The 20,537-nt window shown below is 42.0% G+C and carries 22 protein-coding genes, 1 pseudogene and 1 riboswitch; of the genes and pseudogenes, 14 read left to right on the forward strand and 9 right to left on the reverse strand.

Annotated elements, in window-relative coordinates; translation table 11 throughout:
• The first annotated feature begins 29 nt into the window (after positions 1-29).
• Positions 30-191, forward strand: a complete 162-nt coding sequence (locus tag LQ229_RS19190; protein WP_230192595.1) for a hypothetical protein — start codon at positions 30-32, stop codon at positions 189-191.
• 71 nt (positions 192-262) lie between these two features.
• Positions 263-1,468, forward strand: a complete 1,206-nt coding sequence (locus tag LQ229_RS19195) for a hypothetical protein (RefSeq protein ID WP_230192596.1) — start codon at positions 263-265, stop codon at positions 1,466-1,468.
• Positions 1,469-1,586: 118 nt separating this feature from the next.
• Here LQ229_RS19195 and LQ229_RS19200 read toward each other — a convergent pair whose 3' ends face one another.
• The 8 genes from LQ229_RS19200 to LQ229_RS19235 form a co-directional block, all read right to left on the reverse strand.
• On the reverse strand, positions 1,587-2,336 hold the full coding sequence (locus LQ229_RS19200; RefSeq protein ID WP_230192597.1) for a hypothetical protein: 750 nt from the start codon (positions 2,334-2,336) through the stop codon (positions 1,587-1,589).
• Positions 2,337-2,341: 5 nt separating this feature from the next.
• Entirely contained in the window at positions 2,342-2,605 is a 264-nt protein-coding gene (locus LQ229_RS19205) for a hypothetical protein (protein WP_230192598.1), read from the reverse strand.
• A 99-nt stretch (positions 2,606-2,704) separates the two neighbouring features.
• Entirely contained in the window at positions 2,705-3,313 is a 609-nt protein-coding gene (gene radC, locus LQ229_RS19210) for a DNA repair protein RadC (protein WP_230192599.1), read from the reverse strand.
• Positions 3,314-3,438: 125 nt separating this feature from the next.
• Positions 3,439-3,618 carry a hypothetical protein gene (locus LQ229_RS19215; protein ID WP_230192600.1) on the reverse strand — a complete coding sequence of 60 codons (180 nt, stop codon included), beginning with the start codon at positions 3,616-3,618 and terminating at the stop codon, positions 3,439-3,441.
• Positions 3,619-3,669: 51 nt separating this feature from the next.
• Entirely contained in the window at positions 3,670-3,852 is a 183-nt protein-coding gene (locus LQ229_RS19220) for a hypothetical protein (RefSeq protein ID WP_230192601.1), read from the reverse strand.
• 25 nt (positions 3,853-3,877) lie between these two features.
• Positions 3,878-4,099, reverse strand: a complete 222-nt coding sequence (locus tag LQ229_RS19225; RefSeq protein WP_010279934.1) for a hypothetical protein — start codon at positions 4,097-4,099, stop codon at positions 3,878-3,880.
• A 127-nt stretch (positions 4,100-4,226) separates the two neighbouring features.
• On the reverse strand, positions 4,227-4,721 hold the full coding sequence (locus LQ229_RS19230; protein WP_230192602.1) for an antirestriction protein ArdA: 495 nt from the start codon (positions 4,719-4,721) through the stop codon (positions 4,227-4,229).
• 301 nt (positions 4,722-5,022) lie between these two features.
• On the reverse strand, positions 5,023-5,385 hold the full coding sequence (locus tag LQ229_RS19235) for a helix-turn-helix transcriptional regulator (RefSeq protein ID WP_230192603.1): 363 nt from the start codon (positions 5,383-5,385) through the stop codon (positions 5,023-5,025).
• A 124-nt stretch (positions 5,386-5,509) separates the two neighbouring features.
• On the opposite strand from LQ229_RS19235, the gene LQ229_RS19240 reads away from it, so the two are divergent.
• From LQ229_RS19240 to LQ229_RS19275, 8 genes are all read left to right on the forward strand, one after another.
• The gene (locus LQ229_RS19240; protein WP_230192604.1) at positions 5,510-6,796 is read left to right on the forward strand and encodes a flagellin; all 1,287 of its coding nucleotides are present in this window, start codon (positions 5,510-5,512) and stop codon (positions 6,794-6,796) included.
• Positions 6,797-6,817: 21 nt separating this feature from the next.
• Positions 6,818-8,284, forward strand: a complete 1,467-nt coding sequence (locus tag LQ229_RS19245) for an LCP family protein (RefSeq protein ID WP_230192605.1) — start codon at positions 6,818-6,820, stop codon at positions 8,282-8,284.
• A gap of 34 nt (positions 8,285-8,318) precedes the next feature.
• Positions 8,319-9,062, forward strand: coding sequence for a zinc ribbon domain-containing protein (locus tag LQ229_RS19250; RefSeq protein WP_230192606.1), 744 nt, complete (start codon positions 8,319-8,321; stop codon positions 9,060-9,062).
• A gap of 109 nt (positions 9,063-9,171) precedes the next feature.
• A riboswitch (cyclic di-GMP riboswitch) is annotated at positions 9,172-9,262 on the forward strand.
• A gap of 132 nt (positions 9,263-9,394) precedes the next feature.
• A complete protein-coding gene (locus LQ229_RS19255; RefSeq protein ID WP_230192607.1) occupies positions 9,395-10,258 on the forward strand; it encodes an HD-GYP domain-containing protein in 864 nt (287 codons plus the stop codon).
• A 14-nt stretch (positions 10,259-10,272) separates the two neighbouring features.
• On the forward strand, positions 10,273-10,638 hold the full coding sequence (locus tag LQ229_RS19260) for a response regulator (protein WP_230192608.1): 366 nt from the start codon (positions 10,273-10,275) through the stop codon (positions 10,636-10,638).
• Positions 10,639-10,683: 45 nt separating this feature from the next.
• Positions 10,684-11,208, forward strand: a complete 525-nt coding sequence (locus LQ229_RS19265) for a PilZ domain-containing protein (RefSeq protein WP_230192609.1) — start codon at positions 10,684-10,686, stop codon at positions 11,206-11,208.
• Between the two features lie 269 nt (positions 11,209-11,477).
• Complete coding sequence (locus tag LQ229_RS19270; RefSeq protein WP_230192610.1) at positions 11,478-11,744, forward strand: hypothetical protein; 267 nt, start codon at positions 11,478-11,480, stop codon at positions 11,742-11,744.
• Positions 11,745-11,804: 60 nt separating this feature from the next.
• Positions 11,805-13,478: a methyl-accepting chemotaxis protein gene (locus LQ229_RS19275; protein WP_230192611.1), complete on the forward strand. Its 1,674-nt coding sequence runs from the start codon at positions 11,805-11,807 to the stop codon at positions 13,476-13,478.
• A gap of 50 nt (positions 13,479-13,528) precedes the next feature.
• On the opposite strand, the pseudogene LQ229_RS19280 reads toward LQ229_RS19275, so the two are convergent.
• Positions 13,529-13,678: pseudogene (locus LQ229_RS19280) on the reverse strand (SRPBCC domain-containing protein); the annotation flags it as partial.
• 325 nt (positions 13,679-14,003) lie between these two features.
• Here LQ229_RS19280 and LQ229_RS19285 point away from each other — a divergent pair.
• The 4 genes from LQ229_RS19285 to LQ229_RS19300 are packed head-to-tail and all read left to right on the forward strand — an operon-like array spanning position 14,004 to position 20,462.
• Positions 14,004-17,249, forward strand: a complete 3,246-nt coding sequence (locus tag LQ229_RS19285; protein ID WP_230192612.1) for a helicase-related protein — start codon at positions 14,004-14,006, stop codon at positions 17,247-17,249.
• Positions 17,249-17,932 (forward strand): DUF4391 domain-containing protein, encoded by a 684-nt coding sequence (locus tag LQ229_RS19290; protein WP_230192615.1) that lies wholly within the window; start codon positions 17,249-17,251, stop codon positions 17,930-17,932. Before LQ229_RS19285 ends, LQ229_RS19290 begins: the two co-directional genes overlap by 1 nt.
• Positions 17,925-19,793, forward strand: coding sequence for a site-specific DNA-methyltransferase (locus tag LQ229_RS19295; protein ID WP_230192613.1), 1,869 nt, complete (start codon positions 17,925-17,927; stop codon positions 19,791-19,793). The genes LQ229_RS19290 and LQ229_RS19295 overlap by 8 nt, the downstream gene beginning before the upstream one ends.
• A gap of 15 nt (positions 19,794-19,808) precedes the next feature.
• The gene (locus tag LQ229_RS19300) at positions 19,809-20,462 is read left to right on the forward strand and encodes a DEAD/DEAH box helicase family protein (RefSeq protein WP_230192614.1); all 654 of its coding nucleotides are present in this window, start codon (positions 19,809-19,811) and stop codon (positions 20,460-20,462) included.
• Positions 20,463-20,537 lie beyond the last annotated feature (75 nt).

Here is a 20,537-nt window from a genome sequence, read left to right on the forward strand (position 1 = left end):
TAACAAATATAATATATGGAGGTCGTTTTATGGAATTAAAAAAACTAATAACCGGTGTAGAATGGAAACATATAGACAACTATAGCATTGTTGACCAGTATCAAGAGAAACAAATAGCTTGTGATGATTTTGTTGAACAACTCGCATTGTTGCTAAATAAACCAAAAAGCATTAATCAAGATGAAAGTTAGTGATGTATGCAATTCTCTAATGAAAGTCCCTAGAATCATATTCATTTTTGAACATCTGGGAGGAAAAGGACATGAATGATTCAATTCTATTCAGTGTCGGTTTGCAACTAACAGATTCCGAAATTGGAAGAGTTGATTGGAACGATAACTTGACAAAGGTGTACTTCGAAAAAGGCACAAAATATATCTCGTATGGATACTATAAAGGCAATTCAGCACCGCGAATAAGGTATTACCCTGAACGCCAAGAGGTAACGGTAGAGGTCTCCATTCCGACATTCCTATACGGTTCAAATATCTATGATTATCAACCGAGCGATGCAAAATGGTTTATTACCTCGCTGACCGACTACCTTTCAGATGCATTTAAGATTGAAAGATCGAGATTGGATCTCATTGGGCAAGGAAAGGTGAAACGCTTGGATGTTTATAGACACTTCAGAGCCGCCGATAGTCTAATGTGCTATATTGACTATTTTAAGAAACAGCGAATCCCACAATACACTTGTGATGAGAAATACGACGGGAATGCAGTGTATTGGATTGCTCAAACAAGGAAAATAAAAATATACATCAAAATTGCTCACATGAAGTATCTGATGGCAAAAGGTAAAATGTTCTTTACTGAACAAGAGTTTAGATTAATGAAGGACATACTAAAGTTAGAAGTAACGTTGTCTTCTGACGATTTAGATAAACTTCATCCAAATCGAAACCTGTTTGAAATACTAACCTCCCCAAAGATTGATCATTTTATTTCAAGGGATGCACATCGTATTGGATTGTTCGATAACTTCAATGTCTATTCAAAAACAAAACTTATTGATCAGATTCATCGTCAGGACGACGGCGTTCTTACAAAGTCAGACAAACAGAAGGCTATCCACATGTTAGAGATTTATAACACATATGGATTAGACGAAGTCAATGAACATTATTCATCTTCTGTACTCGTAAAACTAAAGCAGAAGTTAAGGGCTATTGGTCTAAATCAATTTGCATATTCGACAACTGATCTACCACAATTACAGCCAACATTAATTAGGAAGGATAGGGCTGTTAGTGACTTGCTATTCTCCGAGATAAATAAATGTAGAATAAATGCTTGTGAATTTATTGCTTTATTGCCCGTTACAGCATCAAATTCGAGCAATATGAATTTGATGATACATAATGACGGTGAGTTAAGACTCTCATCGACAGATACAGTTCGAACAATGCAAAATGATTCGTTGACAAGAATTATGTTTAGAAAATATAAGCACATCATTTGTTAGATGTGATTGTATTCTTTAAGCAACATGGAGAAGAATGACTTGGCCCGCGAGCGAAAGCGAGCGGGCCACTATCATTCTTCTCGTTATTTGTACATTGCTTCTGTTATCCAGCTTTGATTCAATCGTAGTATACTTGAAACTGTACTGTCGCCCCTGATGAAGACAATGCTTGCAATACTTGCGGCGGTATTGCAACGACATATTCGCCGTCAACTACAGAGAGATCAACGACATAGGAGAAGAAGGGCAACGGTTCGGTAGATCGATACTCCAACCGCATATTAGCAAACCGAACACTAATCTCGATGTCGGAAATCGATACTCGTACCATTTGATCTCTTGCTGTGAATGTTATGTTAGACGGTAAATGCAATCCGGTATTGCCGACGAGAAGCTTCATAGTAGCGTTCTTTTGTCCAAATACACTAAGTGGACGGCTGAAGCTACTAAAAGCCAGCAGAAGGCGATTATCGGCTTGTGAGAGACTGAGAAGTAATTCCTTCATAAGACATTGAAATTTCTTGAAGGGTGTCTTCAAAAAGTCGGAGTGAATGTAGAGAATCCGTTGTCCTTTGTCGATCAGGAGTTTGAATGGACGGACAACGGAATCAGAGAATCGGAATAATTGTATACGAAAGCCCAGCAGCCTTTCCATGTGTCGAAAGAACCGTTGGAAGCGGGATTGTTTGTACTCCACTGTATCTGCTAAAAGCACAATCGTAAAGCATTCCTGTGTTGTTGTTGTAGTAGACTCAACCTCAATGAATTCTCCGGCCCAATTCTCACTGTTTGCTTCAACTGGCCTTACGATCAAGTGCGTCTCCGAATCCTTCTTTACAAAACCTGCACTGCGATTATCTCTACTCATATTGATCAAACCTCCATTTTGTTATTGTCTATATGACGAGCAAGTATAGTTTTAATCAGCCGCAGATGCTGATAGTTCTTTAACAGGCAAGCCTGCATTTGGGCGGCTTCATGAATGAGTAAACGAAGCTCTGCGTTTGCTTCTCCGCCGTCAAGATAAACATCTTGCAACATCTGGTCGATAAGCCTCTCGCATACGCTGATGTAGTGATGCATTTGATCAGCGATATTCACTAACTGCTCATACGTCTCCATGTACTGCTTTTTCATGTAATGATCCCTCTCTTTTATGATTTGAAAAAGAAACAGCGACCTACTGCAGTAAGCCGCTGTTGAAGCTGAATGATTATGAATAAAGAAGTTCAGTTTTTACAACAAGCCTTGCTCCTTCAAGGACACATAACTGTTTCCGCCAATGATGATGTGGTCCAAAAAGGATACTCCTAATATTTCTCCCGCCTCCATCAACCGTTTGCTTATCTGTACATCCTCCGGTGAAGGTCCTGGATCACCTGATGGGTGGTTATGTGCAGCGATAACGCTTGCACTAGCATATTTGATCGCTTGACGGAATAGCTCCCTAGGATGCACAATACTCGCATTTAGACTGCCGATTGAAATGGTCTCCTTGCGGATGACTTTATTCTTTGTATCTAAGAAAAGGCAAATGAAGTGTTCTCTTTTCAGATATCGCAGTTCCGGCATCACCAATTTGGCGGCGTCTTCAGGACTTCGGATAACCTGCCCTTCGCTAGAAGGCACGTTCAGCATATTGGCGAGCTTCAACGCCGAGATGATCTGTTTAGCACGACGTGGCCCAATGCCTTTGATTTGCATCAGTTCCTGTTCGGTAACATCCAGCAACTCTGCAATAGACTTGAACTGATTGAAGATGGCTTCAATTACATAACTGCTTGGTTTTTCGCACAGTGTATCAGCCAACAATACACGAAAGGATGACATATCATATGAATTCATAAGGGTAATTACCTCCTGATTGTAGTTTGAAATAGAAAGAGGGAGACACGATTCATGCCTCCCTCTTGTGCAATTGCAATGATTCAGTTAAACTGACTTCAACATCATTTTTCTTGGTCGCTTCTTTATTGAGCGGCCTTTTTCTTTTCACTCTCTTCAATTTGCAACTCAACCATGACGACTTTAGCTAGCCATTGTGCATAAGTTCTGCCGCATTCAGTTTCGAACGATGCGTTCTCGTCCAAAGTTTGCAATACAGCCTTCAATCGATCTCTTTTCTGTCTAAGCTCCAGAATTGTCTTCATCGGTGTTTTCACCTCCTTCCATGGAATTGACTTCCCGATCCTCAACGAGAATCACTGACAAGCTTGCGGCTGATGCACTTTGTAGGTGATCAATACTGTAACTTCTGCATTCCTTAGTGCCACGACTGAATACTCATTCTCATCCACCTGTACCGAGTAAATAAAGCTTTGCAGTTCATCACAAAACCCAAGAAATTTTTTACTATTGTTCTTCCGAAACGCTTCATAGTTCATTGATACCGTCCTCCTTTTTATCAATTTAGTTAGCCTTGGCGATACGCTTCTGGTGACGTTCGATCTGCTGGGGGAATTCCCGCCGAAAGTAAATCACAATCCAACGTGCGGCTGTTTGGTCATCAACGCCGTAGAAGCGGCGGCAATACGAATACAGCACATGTCCAGCCATCCGCACCTGACCATTCATCACGAGCTGTTTCAACAGCGTGGTCAGTTCTTCAGGCAACCCACGTTTTACAACCATGCCTAATCACCTCCTTTCAAGGACTCATGTGACCGTTAAAACCGAATGAAAGACAACACAAATAACCCGCTATAAAGCAAGCAGGCAGTTTCAGTGCTATATAATGTTGTCTACAGTCGCATCTGGATTAGCTGTGAATATACAAAGCAATCTTCTGGTGACGACTGAAGTACCAGCCTTCAGCTTCCAAATCACGAGCTATTGTGTCGTAATCAATGTATGTGGCCAGTGAAGCGGGTACAGTGCCATACATTCCGTCATCGACCATCTGCATGGCTACGTCGCTCAGTTCATCCACATCGTAGTAAACACTGTAATCACCGGAAGACAAGACACGAAACATGTCCTCGCGATTTCCAAGGCACTCACACAGTACTTCTACCAAGGAAGAATCGTACGCACTGAGGGATTGAACAAATGCATTCAATGCATACACATTCTCGTATTCACTCACATCAAATGGTGCTTCATAATCATGGATGGCATATTCCTCATCGCATCCCAGCACATCTCGAATGCATTCCTCCAGATGGTCATGATCCGTCGGCAGTTCAATCCATTCGCCGATAAGTTCTCCTTCGTTGTACTTCGCTACATTCGCTACATAAATGTTGATTTGCATATTGATCATCATCCTTTCCTGGTTTTTGAGACATGAGCAACAACGTCAGCGAAATCACAGCCTATAGAATTGCATTTGTATCACTCCTTTCCCTGGTTTGGACAAGCATCTCACCTTGTCTAAGACCTCCCTGTCAAGCACAACAAGCAGAAAACAAAAAAGGACTGCATTCCGCTGATCAACAGCAGAATGCAGTCCTTAGAAAGGGGTCGGGCATGAAACGGCGACCTCCCCCCATCAATAAGAAGTATGGGGGTACCCCGAGAAAATGTATCTCATTTTTTGCCTATATGGCCGATCTTTAGTTTTTCTTTTTCGCTTCCACAATGTTGATGAAATCACTCGCCAGACGATGGACAAATTTCACTTCTTGAAGTTCTCGTTCGCTGAGTAGTGCCCGGAGTGATTCAATGAGAACTTGTTTTTCCAGCACGTCATTCTCCATCGTTGCATGCGTAAAACGGAACACTTCAGCCGGTACAACGCCTAATGCTTCAACGATTTTTTCAAGCGTTTCAATCGAAATGTTTCGTTCCCCACGCTCCACATCACTTATGTAGCTGTATTGGAGACCGCATGCGTTCGCTAACGCCTCTTGCGTCATTTCCTTTTGCTTGCGAATATGTCGTATCTGCTCACCAACGAGCCGCTTAAAATCAGACATTCAATCACCTCTACCTATAAGGCTAGAGTTAAGAATGACAAATTATTATCCTATTAAAGTATAAATATATACAAATAAATTACCGATAAAGTTAAATGAAGATGTTTTTTAGGAGGGATATCGGTTGCGGATCGCACACAATATTCCAGCACTCAATACCTATAATCAACTCAATCGCAATTCAAGAGCCTCATCCAAAACGATGGAGAGGCTTTCATCCGGTCTGCGAATCAATCGGGCGGCAGATGATGCGGCAGGTCTCGCTATATCTCAGAAGATGCGGGCACAGATCAGAGGGCTTGCACTGGCCGAGCGAAACATCCAGGATGGAATCTCGTTGATTCAAACAGCCGAATCCGGCCTTGGAGATATTCAATCAAATATCCAACGAATGAATGAACTGGTGTTGCAAGCGGCGAATGGCACGTTAACGTCGTCCGACCGTCAGCAGATACAAAAGGAAATCGAACAGATCAAGCAAAGCATCGATTCGATTGCCAATAATACGACGTTCAACGGCATTCATTTACTCAATGTTTCAGATGCACCGCCAACTGGATACTCGGTTGTCAATTTGGCGAATGCGGCGAGCATTACCATTTTTGAAAAGTCCGGCAGTCATACCTACGAGGCAACCTTTTCGATTGCTGATTTGGTCGATGGAGTAAACTGGGCAACGCCTGCGACACCTCCAGTTTCCCCTGAACCGTATCAGTTTTCTGTTGATCTTGAAAACAATACGTTTACGACAAGGGCTGAAACTGGCGGATATGGCAACAACATTACTGCGGTCAGAGTCAATGGACTTCAAGGCTATGAAGAGACGGAAGTGTATGCAACAAAACTCATTTCTTATTCGGGAACGCCTTGGGATGATCATCCACCCGAAAATATATTAGGTGATGACTTATCCGATTGGCCGAACTTTGAGGACTACGGCGACGTTTGGACAGAAATCACCGTGCAGTTTGAAGCAAATATTGATCCAGATTCTTACCCTGTACCCGATCCATCTTCAAATGAAGTTATACTGCAAGTCGGTCCGAACAGCGGGGATACATTTACCGTTGAATTGACGGATGCGAGAACAACCGCTTTGGGATTAGCTGATGTGGCGGTTGATCCACCATCAAAAGCTCTTGAGGCGTTGGATAACATCCAAAATGCGATCAATACCGTATCATCGGACCGTGCCAAATTCGGAGCGGATCAGAATGCATTGGAGCACATTCATAACAACGTTACGAACTATGAGGAGAATCTATCAGCGGCAGAATCGAGAATTGCGGATGCGGATATGGCGAAGGAAGTCATGCATCTGACCCGCAATCAAATATTGACGCAAGCTTCACAAGCGATGCTGGCTCAAGCCAATGCGAGTATGCAACATGTACTCTCGTTACTGCCATAGAAACATACAGGGGGCGGCAATATGTATTGCATGAAATGCGGAAACAAAATGACGCAAGGCGATGACTTCTGCGATTCCTGTGGAAGTCCTTTTCATTTTCAACAACAAGTAAATCCGGGAGTGAACGTTACAGTCTCTGATGAGGAATTAGCGTGGTTTACAGGCAAACGATCCGAAGAATACGCTCAGATGTGGAAACAAAACCGTGCATGGAACTGGGCGGCTTTTTTCTTCGATGCTTATTGGTTGATGTATCGAAAAATGTATGTGTACTGCACGGTTTTTCTGGCAGTCTGGTTTGCTGTCATGATGCCACTCACATACGTCATCATGGAAAAGAGCGAATCCATATTTATCGGGTACACTTTCGTTTTGCTAATGTATGTCTTCGTCAAAATTTCACTTGGTTCTGTTGCCAACAAGCTGTACTTGCACCATGCAAGAAGAAAGATTTCACAGATTAAGCAGATTCCGTGGAAAGATGCATCGATGGAACGAGAGATCAGGCGGAAAGGCGGGACGAATCTGGCTCTGCCAATCATCGTTGTGTCCATCCCGTATATGGTCGTTTTGTTGATCGGTATATTCTATTTTGTCACTATGTATCAACACATGCAAAAAGCGGCGGAATACCTTCAGCAACAGAACCGCATCATGGAGACGAGTGAACATCTACTGGATACAACATCAAACGATGATCAAGCGACAATGGATGATCTTGAATGGGACGGCGATCAATGGGTACATATTTTATTGCTCGGTGGTGATCGGGATGATCTTCTGGCCTATACCGACAGTATCGTTGTAGCTTCCTTAGATACGGATCGAAAGAAAGCATATCTGTTTTCGATTCTTCGAGATACCTATGTTTCAATGCCTGGTCATGAAGGTGGCAGAATAAACGAATTCAAAACAAAGGGTGGCATTGACTTGGTCAAGCAGACAATTAAAGATTATACAGGTATATCTATCGATTACTATGTGTTTGCAGACTATGAGGGATTTATTAACTTGATTGATGCGATGGGCGGCATTGACTACGAAGTGGAAAAACCAATGGAGTATGCCCCTGAAGGAGAAGATCCGGAATACCATATTCAATTGGATGAAGGTTATCAGCATTTGGATGGACATGAAACGCTGCAATACGTTCGATTTCGAATGGATGCGATGGGCGATTATGCAAGAACCGAACGCCAACGCAATATTTTGGTTGCCATACTGGACAAGCTTAAGGATCATGCCTCCATGCCAACCATGTCTGATCTGATTCATTCGATGAGTTCATACGTGATAACGGATATTTCAATGGGTGATCTGTTACAGCTTAGTAAAGTCGCATTCCAACTGGACATAGATGACGTTGAGAGTATTCAGTTGCCGCCAATCGAACTCATTCGTGAGGTAGTAATCGATGATAAAAATGTAATCGCCGTTGATGAAGCCCAATTGCAAGAGTATGTGCAAAATGTGTTGCATGATCAATAGCCTCCAATGTCATTTCTGAGACAATCTACTTACTTTGAACGCCAACATTGATTCCAAGGTTAAGCATTTGGAAGCGAAGTCTTCGATCACTAACTATCTCAAATACAAAGCAGGTGATGAAACGTTGCAAAAATTTGTCCGTACCGTCAATACAAGTGACGCGTTCAAGATGAAACTCGATCATTTGGAGCGGGAATACAAAATTAAAATGCAGTCGATCAAGGAAGAGATTGCACAAAAAGAATCCGAACTCAGTAAGTACAATATGACAGGTGTCGGCGGTCAGCTTGGCGGCGGATTCCTCCGTGTAATCGGATGGGCTGTTGTCATTTTCAGCTTGCTAGTCTTCCTCATGGGATTTACGTTAGTGAGGACTGATGGCTCAGTTGCGATGGTGATCCTTTTCATTGCCGTCGTCATCTTGATCATTGGTATTGTCCTCATTGCCAAAGGAGCATCCATCCGCAATACAGCGTTGAGCAGACAACAAGAAGTGCAGGAATTGAGTCATTCATTGGAAACCGAGCTGGAACAATTGCGAGATGAAATGCAGAACATGGAACAGTACTATCAGGATGAAATGGTGAAGCAAAAGCTCTGGTATGAACAACATATGCTGAACCAACAAGAACTCCTTGAACAAGAAGTATCTGCGATTCGACAAGCCGATCCTGCCACTGCAAACATTGTAGATGATACAAAAGAATGTCCGCAATGTGCGGAGACGGTGAAAGCAAAAGCACGGATATGTCGATTTTGTCATTACGAGTTTGCGTGATTAGCAACTCCAAGGTATGATAGAGTATTTCACCAATGTGAATTGTGTTTTGACAGAATCCATTTCAATCGATAAAATAAAATATAAAAATTCGACATAATTTTCTGTGATACGACAAAGGCAAAGCTAATGAAAATTAGTGACGCAAAGCTAAAGGAGCTAAGGTGAATGTCCATTCACTATGCTAGCCAGTTACCGAAAGACAGGGATCATCATGCACTCCCATGCTTCGGCAAGGGAGTGTTTTTTATTTTTACAGCAATGGCAGGTGTCCTAGAATGGATAATCAGTTCAATAAATTGATATTTACGATATGGTGCGAAAGAAATCCGATGAAAGTTGCATTATGGATTGCAGTGGCCCTCCTCTTTTCATTAACGTTTCTATCGAAAGCATCGTGGATGATATTGCTTGAAGAAGTGTTGATGATGCTAGCTTTGGGATTCGTATTCAGGAGATGGTATGGACTTGCAATCATCAGTCTATTGCTAACGACAATGAATGTAGAGATGATAAATTCCGACTCATTTTCATTGACTCCCCACATATTAAGCTGGGCGTTGTTGTTCTTTTCGGGGTATGTTGTGGCACTGCTAATCAATATATCCCTGCTTGCTCGAAATCAGATGATCGAGCAGATCGAGACACTATTACACACTATGTATCTGAAGGACACTTATACATTCGAACATCTACATAAAGTCGCAAATTATGCCCGGCAGATGGCCAAGCAATTGAAGTTGGGCCGCAAGCAGTGCCGTTCTGTTTATTTGGGTGGATTACTGCACGATATCGGCAAACTTGGTATTCCGGATCATATCCTGCAAAAACCTGCGAAACTCACCAAAGAAGAATATGCCATCATGAAAGAACATCCTCACTATGGATATGAGTTACTTAAGCACAGCAAGCCACTTCAGAAAGAAAACATCCTCGACATGGTTCTGTTACATCATGAACGTTTTGACGGCAGTGGTTATCCGATGAAACTGAAACAGAACCAAATTCCGTTTTTGACTCGGATCATTTCAGTTGCAGATGCGTTTGACAGTATGACTTCAAGACGCAGATACAAAGACAAAAACGATATAACGTACGTTCTCAACGAATTCAATGATAAACGAGGAACGCAGTTTGATCCTGAGGTGACAGACCTCATGATAAAGATGATTGAAAATCAATGTTTGCAAACATAGAAAGAAGTGATGGTATGGCACGAATCATGGTTGTGGATGATTCCATGTTTATGCGAAGAATCCTAACCTCCATATTGACGGAAATCGGACATGAAGTGGTTGCTGAAGCAACGAACGGACAACATGCAATACAACTGTTCACAAACAACCCAATCGATCTCATCTTGATGGATATCACCATGCCGGAAAAAAGCGGGTTGTCTGCACTGAAAGAAATCAAGCAGATCGATGAGTCAGTCAAAGTTATCATGATATCCGCTATGGGACAACAATTTTTCATACAGGATGCCTTGTCTTCAGGGGCAGACGATTTTGTTGTTAAACCGTTTCAGAAGGACAGGGTGCAAGAAGCGGTGAATCGAGTGCTGAACAAACGCTGATCATCGTCAAGCAAGAACAAACTCAAAGAAAGGACAAGATTGAACATGGACATCGTGATAGGGGTAGCAACGGCAATCGCATGTTTGGTTGTGTTATGGCTGTTGTACTTGTATCATTCGAAGCGAATGAAGAAGAAAGATGCTGAGATCAATGAATTGCTGGTAGCGATAAAAAACCTGCAAGATAAATTGAAAGACAAGGAAAGAAGAAAGGCTTTTCGGGTCAAACTGCTCGAACACAAATGTACGATTGAGTTTGTAAACTTCGGTGATCCAGCATTAGAAAAATTATTACACAGAAAAAGCGAAGGAATCGTCAAGGATGTCAGCCGCACAGGAGTGAAGCTGGTTTGTCCGTTTGATTTGCCTGTCAGAAAAGACATTACGCTCATTCTGCAATTTATGATCCATGAGGAAGAATTCACTTTCAAAGGCAAGGTGGTACGCAAAGAGGAACACTCAGAAGAAATTACTTATGGCATCCGATTTATCGAAGTAAATGTGAAGGATCAACAACGATTGATTCAGGTATTGCAACAATTGGAACTGGAACGTAGAAAGTCGATTTAGTGACACACAAGTGAACTCGTCAAGGCCGCAAAGCGTTCATCCAGCCTTGACGAGTGGTTCTATGCTCCCACGCTATTTGAATGCCCAGCAATCTTTTGCTGGGCCTGCTAAGCGGCGAGCGTCGGGGTGCAGGGGATATTTTCCCTGCGTCTCCCCCATCGGGGGACGGAAGGGGGAATTCCTTTCAGGAGTGGTCGAACAAGATAAACTTATAATTTTCGCTTCACGCATGATCAAACTATTACTAACACAAAAAGAAGGTGAGTTCGTTGTCTATACGCTTTAAGTTAATCATCCCCATTTTATTGGTTGTCTTACTTCTGCTATCATCACTATCCATTCTATTTTATCAGCTCGTCAAACAGGAGATGCACCACAAGGAGCTTTCCACGATTGAGGTGGCTCGAATTGCGATGGAAAACAGCCTGACGTCAAGGGAAGTAGCAGAAGAGGTAATGGAACGGGAAATGATCGGTCAATCGGTTTTGGTCTCGTACATTGCCAGTCTTCCAAATACTGATTTTTCATTAATTTAACAACTAGCTGAATCCGCAAACATTGATGAGATTTGGATAGCGGATCAGACAGGTCATACCGTGCTGACCAATGCCGGTCAAGATATTACTTTTGATTTCGGTGCAGATCCTGAGGCACAAGCCTATGAATTCATGTCTCTCCTGGAGAATGATGCTACGACTGCCGTCACGCAATCCGCTCAGGAGCGGACGCTGGATCAACAAGTGTTTAAGTATGTTGGTGTGGGTGGTTGGAATGATCCTGCAATTATTCAAGTCGGTCGTGAAGGAAGTGCTTTGACGGAATTGGAACATCAAGTAGGCATTATTCCGATGGTGTCCGACTTGCAACAAAGTCTTCCGGACAATGTATTGTTTACAGCCATACTATCAGACACAGGATCAATCTCCTATTCTTCTGATGCAGAATATGCTAATCATGAAACATTCAATAGTTTTCTATCGAATGCCGCTGGTACAGATGAACGGACGATGGAGACAACGATTCACGGTGAACGAGCTACTCTGCACTATGGTAAATTGTCCAATGGACAGGCATTTGTTGTCGCGTTATCAGGCAACGTGCTTACCCAAATATTATCCATTACGGTTTGGGTGACGGTGATCGGAGCGGGTTTGCTTATTGTATTGATCTATTGGATTGTGCAAAGACAATTCAGACGCATTAAGCAGATGGAAGATGAAATGATTAACATCAGTAAAGGCGACGGCGATCTCACGCAACATATTCAGGTGACGACCAAGGATGAGCTGGGTTCGCTGGGTCGAGCATTCAATCAGTTTGTCGATCATATTCATGCGATTGTGAAACAGACCAAACAAGTTTCTAAAAGTAGCACGCAAAATGTAGAACAAATTTTAATGCAGTCTGAACAAACGGCAATCGTTTCGGGCGAAATCACTTCATCCGTCAGAGAAATTGCGAATAGTGCTTCCAGACAAGCCGCTGACGCAGAGAAATCGATACAAGCCGTACAAGGAGTGGCAGAAGAGATTCAGCATACTTATGATCAAGCGGAGAAGCTGGAATCGACACAACGCTCCATAAAAGAAAAGCAAGTAAATGGAGCAAGTGTCGTTCAAGCACTGGAAGAAAACATGCAGGTATATCAAAAGCAGTTTAATCAAGTATCGATAAACCTACGGCAGTTAATGGAGGATTTATCAGGGGTTTATGCGTTCGTCAATACGATCCAGGAAATCTCCAGTCAAACGAATCTGTTGGCTTTGAATGCGGCAATTGAAGCTTCACGGGCAGGTGAAGAAGGAAAAGGATTCTCAGTTGTGGCGACCGAAGTACGAAAACTGGCAGAGCAGTCCAATCGGGCATCAGAAAGTATCAAAGCCAACATGGAGAAGATTGCAACCTCCATGAACCAAACGGCGAATGAGTTAAACGAGTCCGAACAAGCCTTGAAGGAACAAATGACACAAGTCGAGCATACGTCGAAATCCTTCCATGAGATTGAAACATCTCTGGAAGGTATGATCCATTTGGTTGAGGAAGTCAGAGCCATATCAACTAGGTTAGCGAGTAGAAAAGATAATCTGGTAGCGTTCATGGAGTCCACTTCAGCAATCACTCAACAGACCGCATCAGGTGCAGAGGAAGTACTGGCAAGCGTAGAATCCCAATTGGATATGATCCAGCGTGTAGCGAGTAAGGCAGATGAACTGAATCGATCTATGCTTGATCTGATGGAAACGGTGGAACAGTTTAGAACGGATGACTAATCCAAAAGGAGCACCTGTCTGGGGTGCTCTTTGTATTCATAATGCGAACATTAATTTTTCCTAAGTGTTTCTACATGCTCGTTCAAGCGAAAGCCCATATCCCATACTGCTTGAAGTGATTCCTCCGAATTGAATACAGAACGACTAACTAATTTCGTTGCCTCACCAAGGTCGATGAATTCCATCGTCACTTCAGGTGAAAGTCATTTACTATGTTACAATTTTGCAATTTTCATGGTATATCAAAAACAGATTGCGTTTTGTTTTCATAAATGTCGATCCCCGATATTTGAGAACCGCATAAAAACCGGGGGTTTCTGCGGTTGGACAGGGTACTGAACGAAAATGTGATGATTATTGCTATTTCACTCCCAATAAGCATTAGAGCAGGAAATTGAATGGTAAATATAGAAGTTTAGTTCCTAAGTAGTAATTTGTCGAATAAACATGCGTTCGGTGACAATGTGTTGTCAGTGTATTAGGGGTAAGATCATAAGACCTGCATGTTACATATGAGGTGGAACTATGAAGATTATTAATAATATCGATTCACTGCTCGGCGATGATCTGAAACAAGAGATTGTTGAAGATTCCAAACTTTCTATTGCAGCATCATGTTTTTCGATCTATGCCTATGAGGCTCTGAAAGCAGAATTGGAGAAAGTGGATGAAATCCGTTTTATCTTTTCATCTCCAACATTTGTTGCCGATTCATTTAATAAAGAAAAGCGGGAATTTTATATCCCTAAACGGTCACGAGAGAGAAGTCTTTCCGGAACAGACTTCGAAATACGCCTGAAGAATGAGTTGACACTAAAGGCAGTAGCGAAGGAATGCAGTGATTGGATCAGACGGAAAGTGTCCTTCAGGTCGAACAAAACGAGTGGTTCGATGCCTGGGATGATGAATATTACTAAAGATCATGAACCTACTACATACACACCTATCGATGGTTTTACAACGGTTGATTTGGGATACGAGAAAGGCAATGCATTTGCAAATCTTTCACATAAATTAACGGATGCATCAGCAACGAAAATGTATATCGACTTGTTTGAACAAATATGGAACGACAAGACCAAACTTGAAGATGTAACGGATCAGGTTATCGATCACATCACAACCATCTATAGAGAAAATTCGCCGGAATTCATCTATTACGTTATCTTGTACAACATCTTTAATGAATTCCTATCGGATATTACCGAGGATATTTTGCCGAATGAAGCTACAGGATTCAAGGAGACGGAAATTTGGAAACGACTTTTCCATTTTCAGAAAGATGCGGTACTCGGGGGCATTAACAAGTTAGAGAAATTTAATGGTTGCATCCTTGCGGATAGCGTTGGTTTGGGGAAAACGTTCACCGCCTTGGGGATCATCAAGTATTATGAACTCCGAAACAAGTCTGTTCTGGTATTATGCCCGAAAAAATTAGCAGACAATTGGCTGACCTATACACAAAACGTGGAAAATAACATTCTTTATAAAGATCGATTGCGTTATGATGTGTTGTACCATACAGATATTTCGCGTGAGCGAGGAAGTACAAACGGGATTCCGCTGGATCGACTCAATTGGGGGAATTATGACCTGCTGGTAATTGATGAGTCGCATAACTTCCGCAATAATGAACCGAAGAAAGATAAAGAAAATCGCTATCAGAAACTGATGAGAAAAGTATTGAAGAGCGGTGTGAAGACCAAGGTTCTTATGCTTTCGGCAACGCCGGTGAACAACAAATTCACCGATCTCCGCAATCAGTTGGCCTTTGCTTATGAAGGGAATCCAGCAGAAATCAATAAAAAGTTGGGGTTGGATCGCGGAATTAACGACATATTCAAGCGGGCTCAATCGGCATTCAATGAATGGTCCAACCGGAATGTTGATGAACGAACAACGGAAACATTACTGGAAATGTTGGATTTCGATTTCTTTGAACTACTAGATAGTTTGACGATTGCCAGGTCCCGCAAACATATTCAGAAATATTATGATGCTGCCGAAATCGGTGAATTTCCAAACCGACTTCCTCCGATCTCCAAGTTTTGCGATCTAACGGATCGGAAAGACGTCATCGGATACAATGAAGTGTTTAGAGAACTATCCCGTATTAATCTCGGTATCTATGCACCGTTCAAATACATTCTATCAAGCCGAATGTCTTTTTACGAAGGTTTATATGATACCGTCGTTGAGAGTGGGAGTTTCAAACAAATGGATCGTGAAGGCAGTTTGCAAACGCTAATGCGTATTAATTTGCTGAAGCGATTGGAAAGCTCTGTTGAATCTTTTCGACTTACGCTTACCAAGATCATGACGAAAATCGAGCAAACACTTCAGATGATTGATCAGTTCGAACAAAATCAGGGAACGGATGAGGTGGGATACACCGATATCGACCAAGCAAATCTGGATGACGATAGTTGGCTTGATGATGAATACAGTATTGGAGATGCGATTAAAATCAACCTGTCGGACATGGACATCCTCCGATGGAAGGAAGATTTGACCGAAGACTTTCATACCTTAAATGGCTTGTTACTAGAGATGAATAAAGTAACGCCGGAACATGACCAAAAGCTCAATACGTTGAAAAGTCTCATTGATCATAAGATACGGAATCCGATCAATCCAGACAATCGGAAGATCATTATTTTCAGTGCCTTTACGGATACGGCGTCTTACATTTATCAACATCTATCGGGGTATGTCGATGAACAATATCACATCAAGACAGCGATGATCATCGGGGATGCCAATAAAAATACAGCAGGACTTCGCAATGAGATGCACACGCTCTTAACCTGTTTTTCACCGCAATCCAAGGAGAAACATGTCACGATGCCGCATATCAAAGGAGAGATTGACCTGTTAATTGCATCCGATTGTATCTCTGAGGGTCAGAATCTGCAAGATTGCGACTATCTCATTAATTACGATATTCATTGGAATCCTGTTCGAGTCATTCAACGATTTGGACGGATTGATCGGATCGGTTCTCAGAATAAGGAGATTCAGATGGTCAATTTCTGGCCGAATATGACATTAGATGAATATATTCGTCTGAAAGAACGCGTGGAAAGTCGCATGATCATTATGGATATGACCGCAACAGGTGAGGATAATGTGTTATCCAATGAATCTAGCGACTTGAAATATCGCAAACAACAATTGCAACGATTGCAAAAGGAAGTTGTCGATTTGGACGATATGAATACGGGCGTATCTATCACCGATTTAGGACTAAATGATTTCCGGATGGATCTGGTCAATTATGTAAAGGAGAATGGAGAACTCGACACCGTTCCGAACGGGCTGCATACCGTTGTGAAAGCGGATCGAGGCAAAGACGTTCATCCCGGGGTCATCTTCGTGTTACGCAACATAAACGAAGAGTTGAACAAGGACCAACAAAACCGCCTTCATCCATTCTACCTCGTCTACATGGGAGAACAAGGAGATGTACGGATGAATCATCTCGACGTTAAGAAGACGATGGATATTTTGCGAGCGATATGCAGAGGGGAATCTGAGCCGATCTACGACGCTTGCAATAGCTTCAATGAAGAAACACATGACGGAAGGGATATGGAGAAGTACTCTTTGTTACTGGAAGACACCATCCGTTCGATCGTCCAAGTCAAGGAAGAGAGCGATATCGACAGTCTCTTTTCCCCAGGCGGTACAACTTCATTGTTGGATACGATCAAAGGATTAGAAGATTTTGAACTCATCTCTTTTGTTGTAATCAAAGAGGTGAATTCGTGATGATGCAGTTACCGTCCAATACCTTGTTCAACAGGAAAATTCCCAAGAACAAGTTTTATGAAAAGCTTCATGCCAATCAGCGGCTGAAGGACAAATTTGTTCATCAAGTGGAATCGATCACGTGGAAACACAAATTGTCCAAGGAGACCATTCGCCTGGAGCCAAGAGACGACATCGTCGAGATTCAAATATTTGAAATCCGGCTTAAGCAGAAATCGGACGTGCATGACATTTTGAAACGGATTGATCAAGCGATCCCGTATCCGATTTTACATATCCTGCTTATTGAAGACGATGTCAAACTGGCCATAGCTTATAAAGAGAAGCATAAACAAGATGAGCACAAATACGTTGTCCGGTCTTATTATGAATCGGAATGGCAACCCGCCCAATCCATACAATTTCAAGTTATACAAGGTCTGGATTTGAAAGCAGTATATGAAAATATGATTCGTCAATTATTGACGATTGAAGCGAAACCGAGCGATGAGCTTCAAGTGTCATTGGAACGACAGGAACAGATCGAACAATTATCCAAAGCGTGTGATAAACTGAAGAAGAGCATGCTGCGGGAGAAACAATTCGATAGAAAAGTGGCACTCAACATCGAACTTCAGAAGAAGCAAAAAGAACTGGATCGATTGCTTGAAGAGAATAAGGAGGGGACATCGAATCATGAATAAATTAACTATGAAATCGATGGATTTGACCGAAAAGAATATTGAAAAGATCGCTGAATTGTTTCCAAACGTTATTACAGAAGCAAGAGACGAGGACGGAACGTTGAAGCGGGCCGTTGACTTTGATCTGCTCAAACAAGAGCTGTCTGACATCCTTGTCGAAGGAGATAAGGAGCGTTATCAACTCACATGGCCGGGCAAGAAACAAGCCATTATTAACGCCAATACACCCATCGATAAAACCTTGCGTCCTGTGCAGGAAGACAGCGTTGATTGGGAGAATACACAGAATCTTTACATAGAAGGCGACAACCTTGACGTCTTGAAACTTCTACAAGAATCGTATTTGAATAAGGTGAAGTGTATTTATATCGACCCGCCTTATAATACGGGAAACGATTTTATTTACAAGGATGATTTTCGGGAGTCTACCGATGAATATTTAGAAGAATCAGGACAAAAAGATGCGGATGGAATTCGACTTTTTCAAAATACAGAGTCGAATGGAAGATTCCATAGTGATTGGTTAACAATGATGTACTCAAGATTGAAAATTACAAGGAATTTATTAAAAGATGATGGTGTTATATTTATTAGTATAGATGATGGTGAGTTAGATAATATAAAAAAAGTCTGTTGTGAAGTATTTGGAGAAGAGAACTTTCTCGGTATATTTATTTGGAAAAGCAGGCAGATCGTTGATAGTCGAAATAAGTCTAGGCTATCAGTTGATCATGAATACGTTCTTATTTTTTGCAAAAACATAGAAAATTTTAGACTGTTAGGAAAATCCATAGATTCTACTAAGTATTCGAATCCTGATAATGATCCCAGAGGTCCTTGGATGAGTAATAGTATACTAGGTCTAGCTAATTCAACTCAAAGGCCTAATCTGCACTACAATATTACTGATCCAAAAACTGGATTGGAATATACACCCCCTGAAGATAGTGGGTGGAGATACTCAAAAGAAACAATGCGAGAGAAAATATTAGAGGGAAGAATTATTTTTCCAAATAAGGCAGATGGAAGGCCACGTGAGAAGAAATATATATCTGAATTAAGTAGTCAGTTTACCGGTATTTCCTCTATTCTATTAGAAGAAGATGTGGGATTTACCCTAAATGGAAGCAGGGAAGTGCGTGGATTATTGGATGGTAAATATTTTGATTTTCCAAAACCGGTTTCGTTAGTAAAAAGTCTATTAAATCAATGCGAAAATAACGAGATGGTTGTGCTGGACTTCTTCTCAGGATCTGCTACCACCGCCCACGCAGTCATGCAACTAAATGCCGAAGATGGCGGGAACCGCAAATACATCATGGTTCAACTTCCGGAGGAGACGGAAGAAAATTCAGAAGCCTACAAAGCGGGATACAAAAATATCTGCGAAATCGGCAAAGAACGCATTCGCCGTGCAGCCAAGAAGATCAAAGAGGAGACGGGTGCAGACATTGACTATGGTTTTCGCGTGTACCGCTTAGATTCCTCCAACATGAAAGACGTCTACTATACTCCGGACAAACTGGGACAAGCTGTACTGGATGATCTGGCCTCCAACATTAAAGAAGACCGAACAAGCGAAGATTTACTAACCCAAGTCATGCTGGAATGCGGATTAGAACTGTCACTCCCAATGGAAACGAAACAAATCGACGGACGATCGGTTCATTATGTAGCGGGGAATTCGTTGGTTGCATGCTTTGACGATGACATTCCAGAATCGTTAATCGAGGAAATTGCTAAGGATGAACCTTTGCGAGTCGTATTCCGAGACCGTTCTTTTGCCGATGATTCCGCAAGAATTAATGTAGAGGAACGATTCAAGATGCTGTCTCCAAATACAGAAATTCAAGTGTTGTAAGGGTGGTGAGACAAGTTGAAGATTAAATTCAAACATCAATCGTTCCAACAACATGCTGTACAGAGCATCGTGGATTGTTTCAAAGGACAGCCAAATGAGCAATCTCGATTTACACTGGATAAAGGGAAAAGGCAAAAATATGAACAAGGAAAGCTCGATTTTGAAGCGGGACAAGAATTGCTGGATGTCGGGTTTCGTAATCATAAAATTCAATTGATCGAGCAAGACATCTTGGCGAACATTCAAGCGGTTCAAAGAAGTAACGGTTTGAAGCAGTCCGAGCGTCTTGAAGGAAAATACAACCTAACGATAGAGATGGAGACCGGGACGGGCAAGACGTATACGTATATCCGTACCATGTACGAGCTATATCAAAAGTACGGTTGGAGCAAGTTTATTGTCGTTGTTCCTTCCATTGCCATTCGCGAAGGGGTGTTGAAGTCATTTCAGATGACGGAAGACCACTTCATGAACGAATACGGCACGAAAGCCCGTTATTTCGTATATAACTCCAAACAGTTGCATCACATCGACAAATTTGCCAGCGATGCGGGCATTAACGTGATGATTATTAATTCGCAAGCGTTCAATTCCAGAGGGAAGGACGCCAGACGGATTTATTGTACAAGAAAACCCCCAGTTCGACTGGGGGTTCAGGAAAGCTTATAGCTATGAGTAAAAATCCCTTGACCTTCATGATAAAATGGTAGCCGGTCTGCCAACCGCTACAAAGAGATCAAGGAG

This window comes from Paenibacillus sp. CECT 9249 (genome assembly GCF_918697855.1).
In the GTDB taxonomy this organism is placed as follows: domain Bacteria; phylum Bacillota; class Bacilli; order Paenibacillales; family Paenibacillaceae; genus MSJ-34.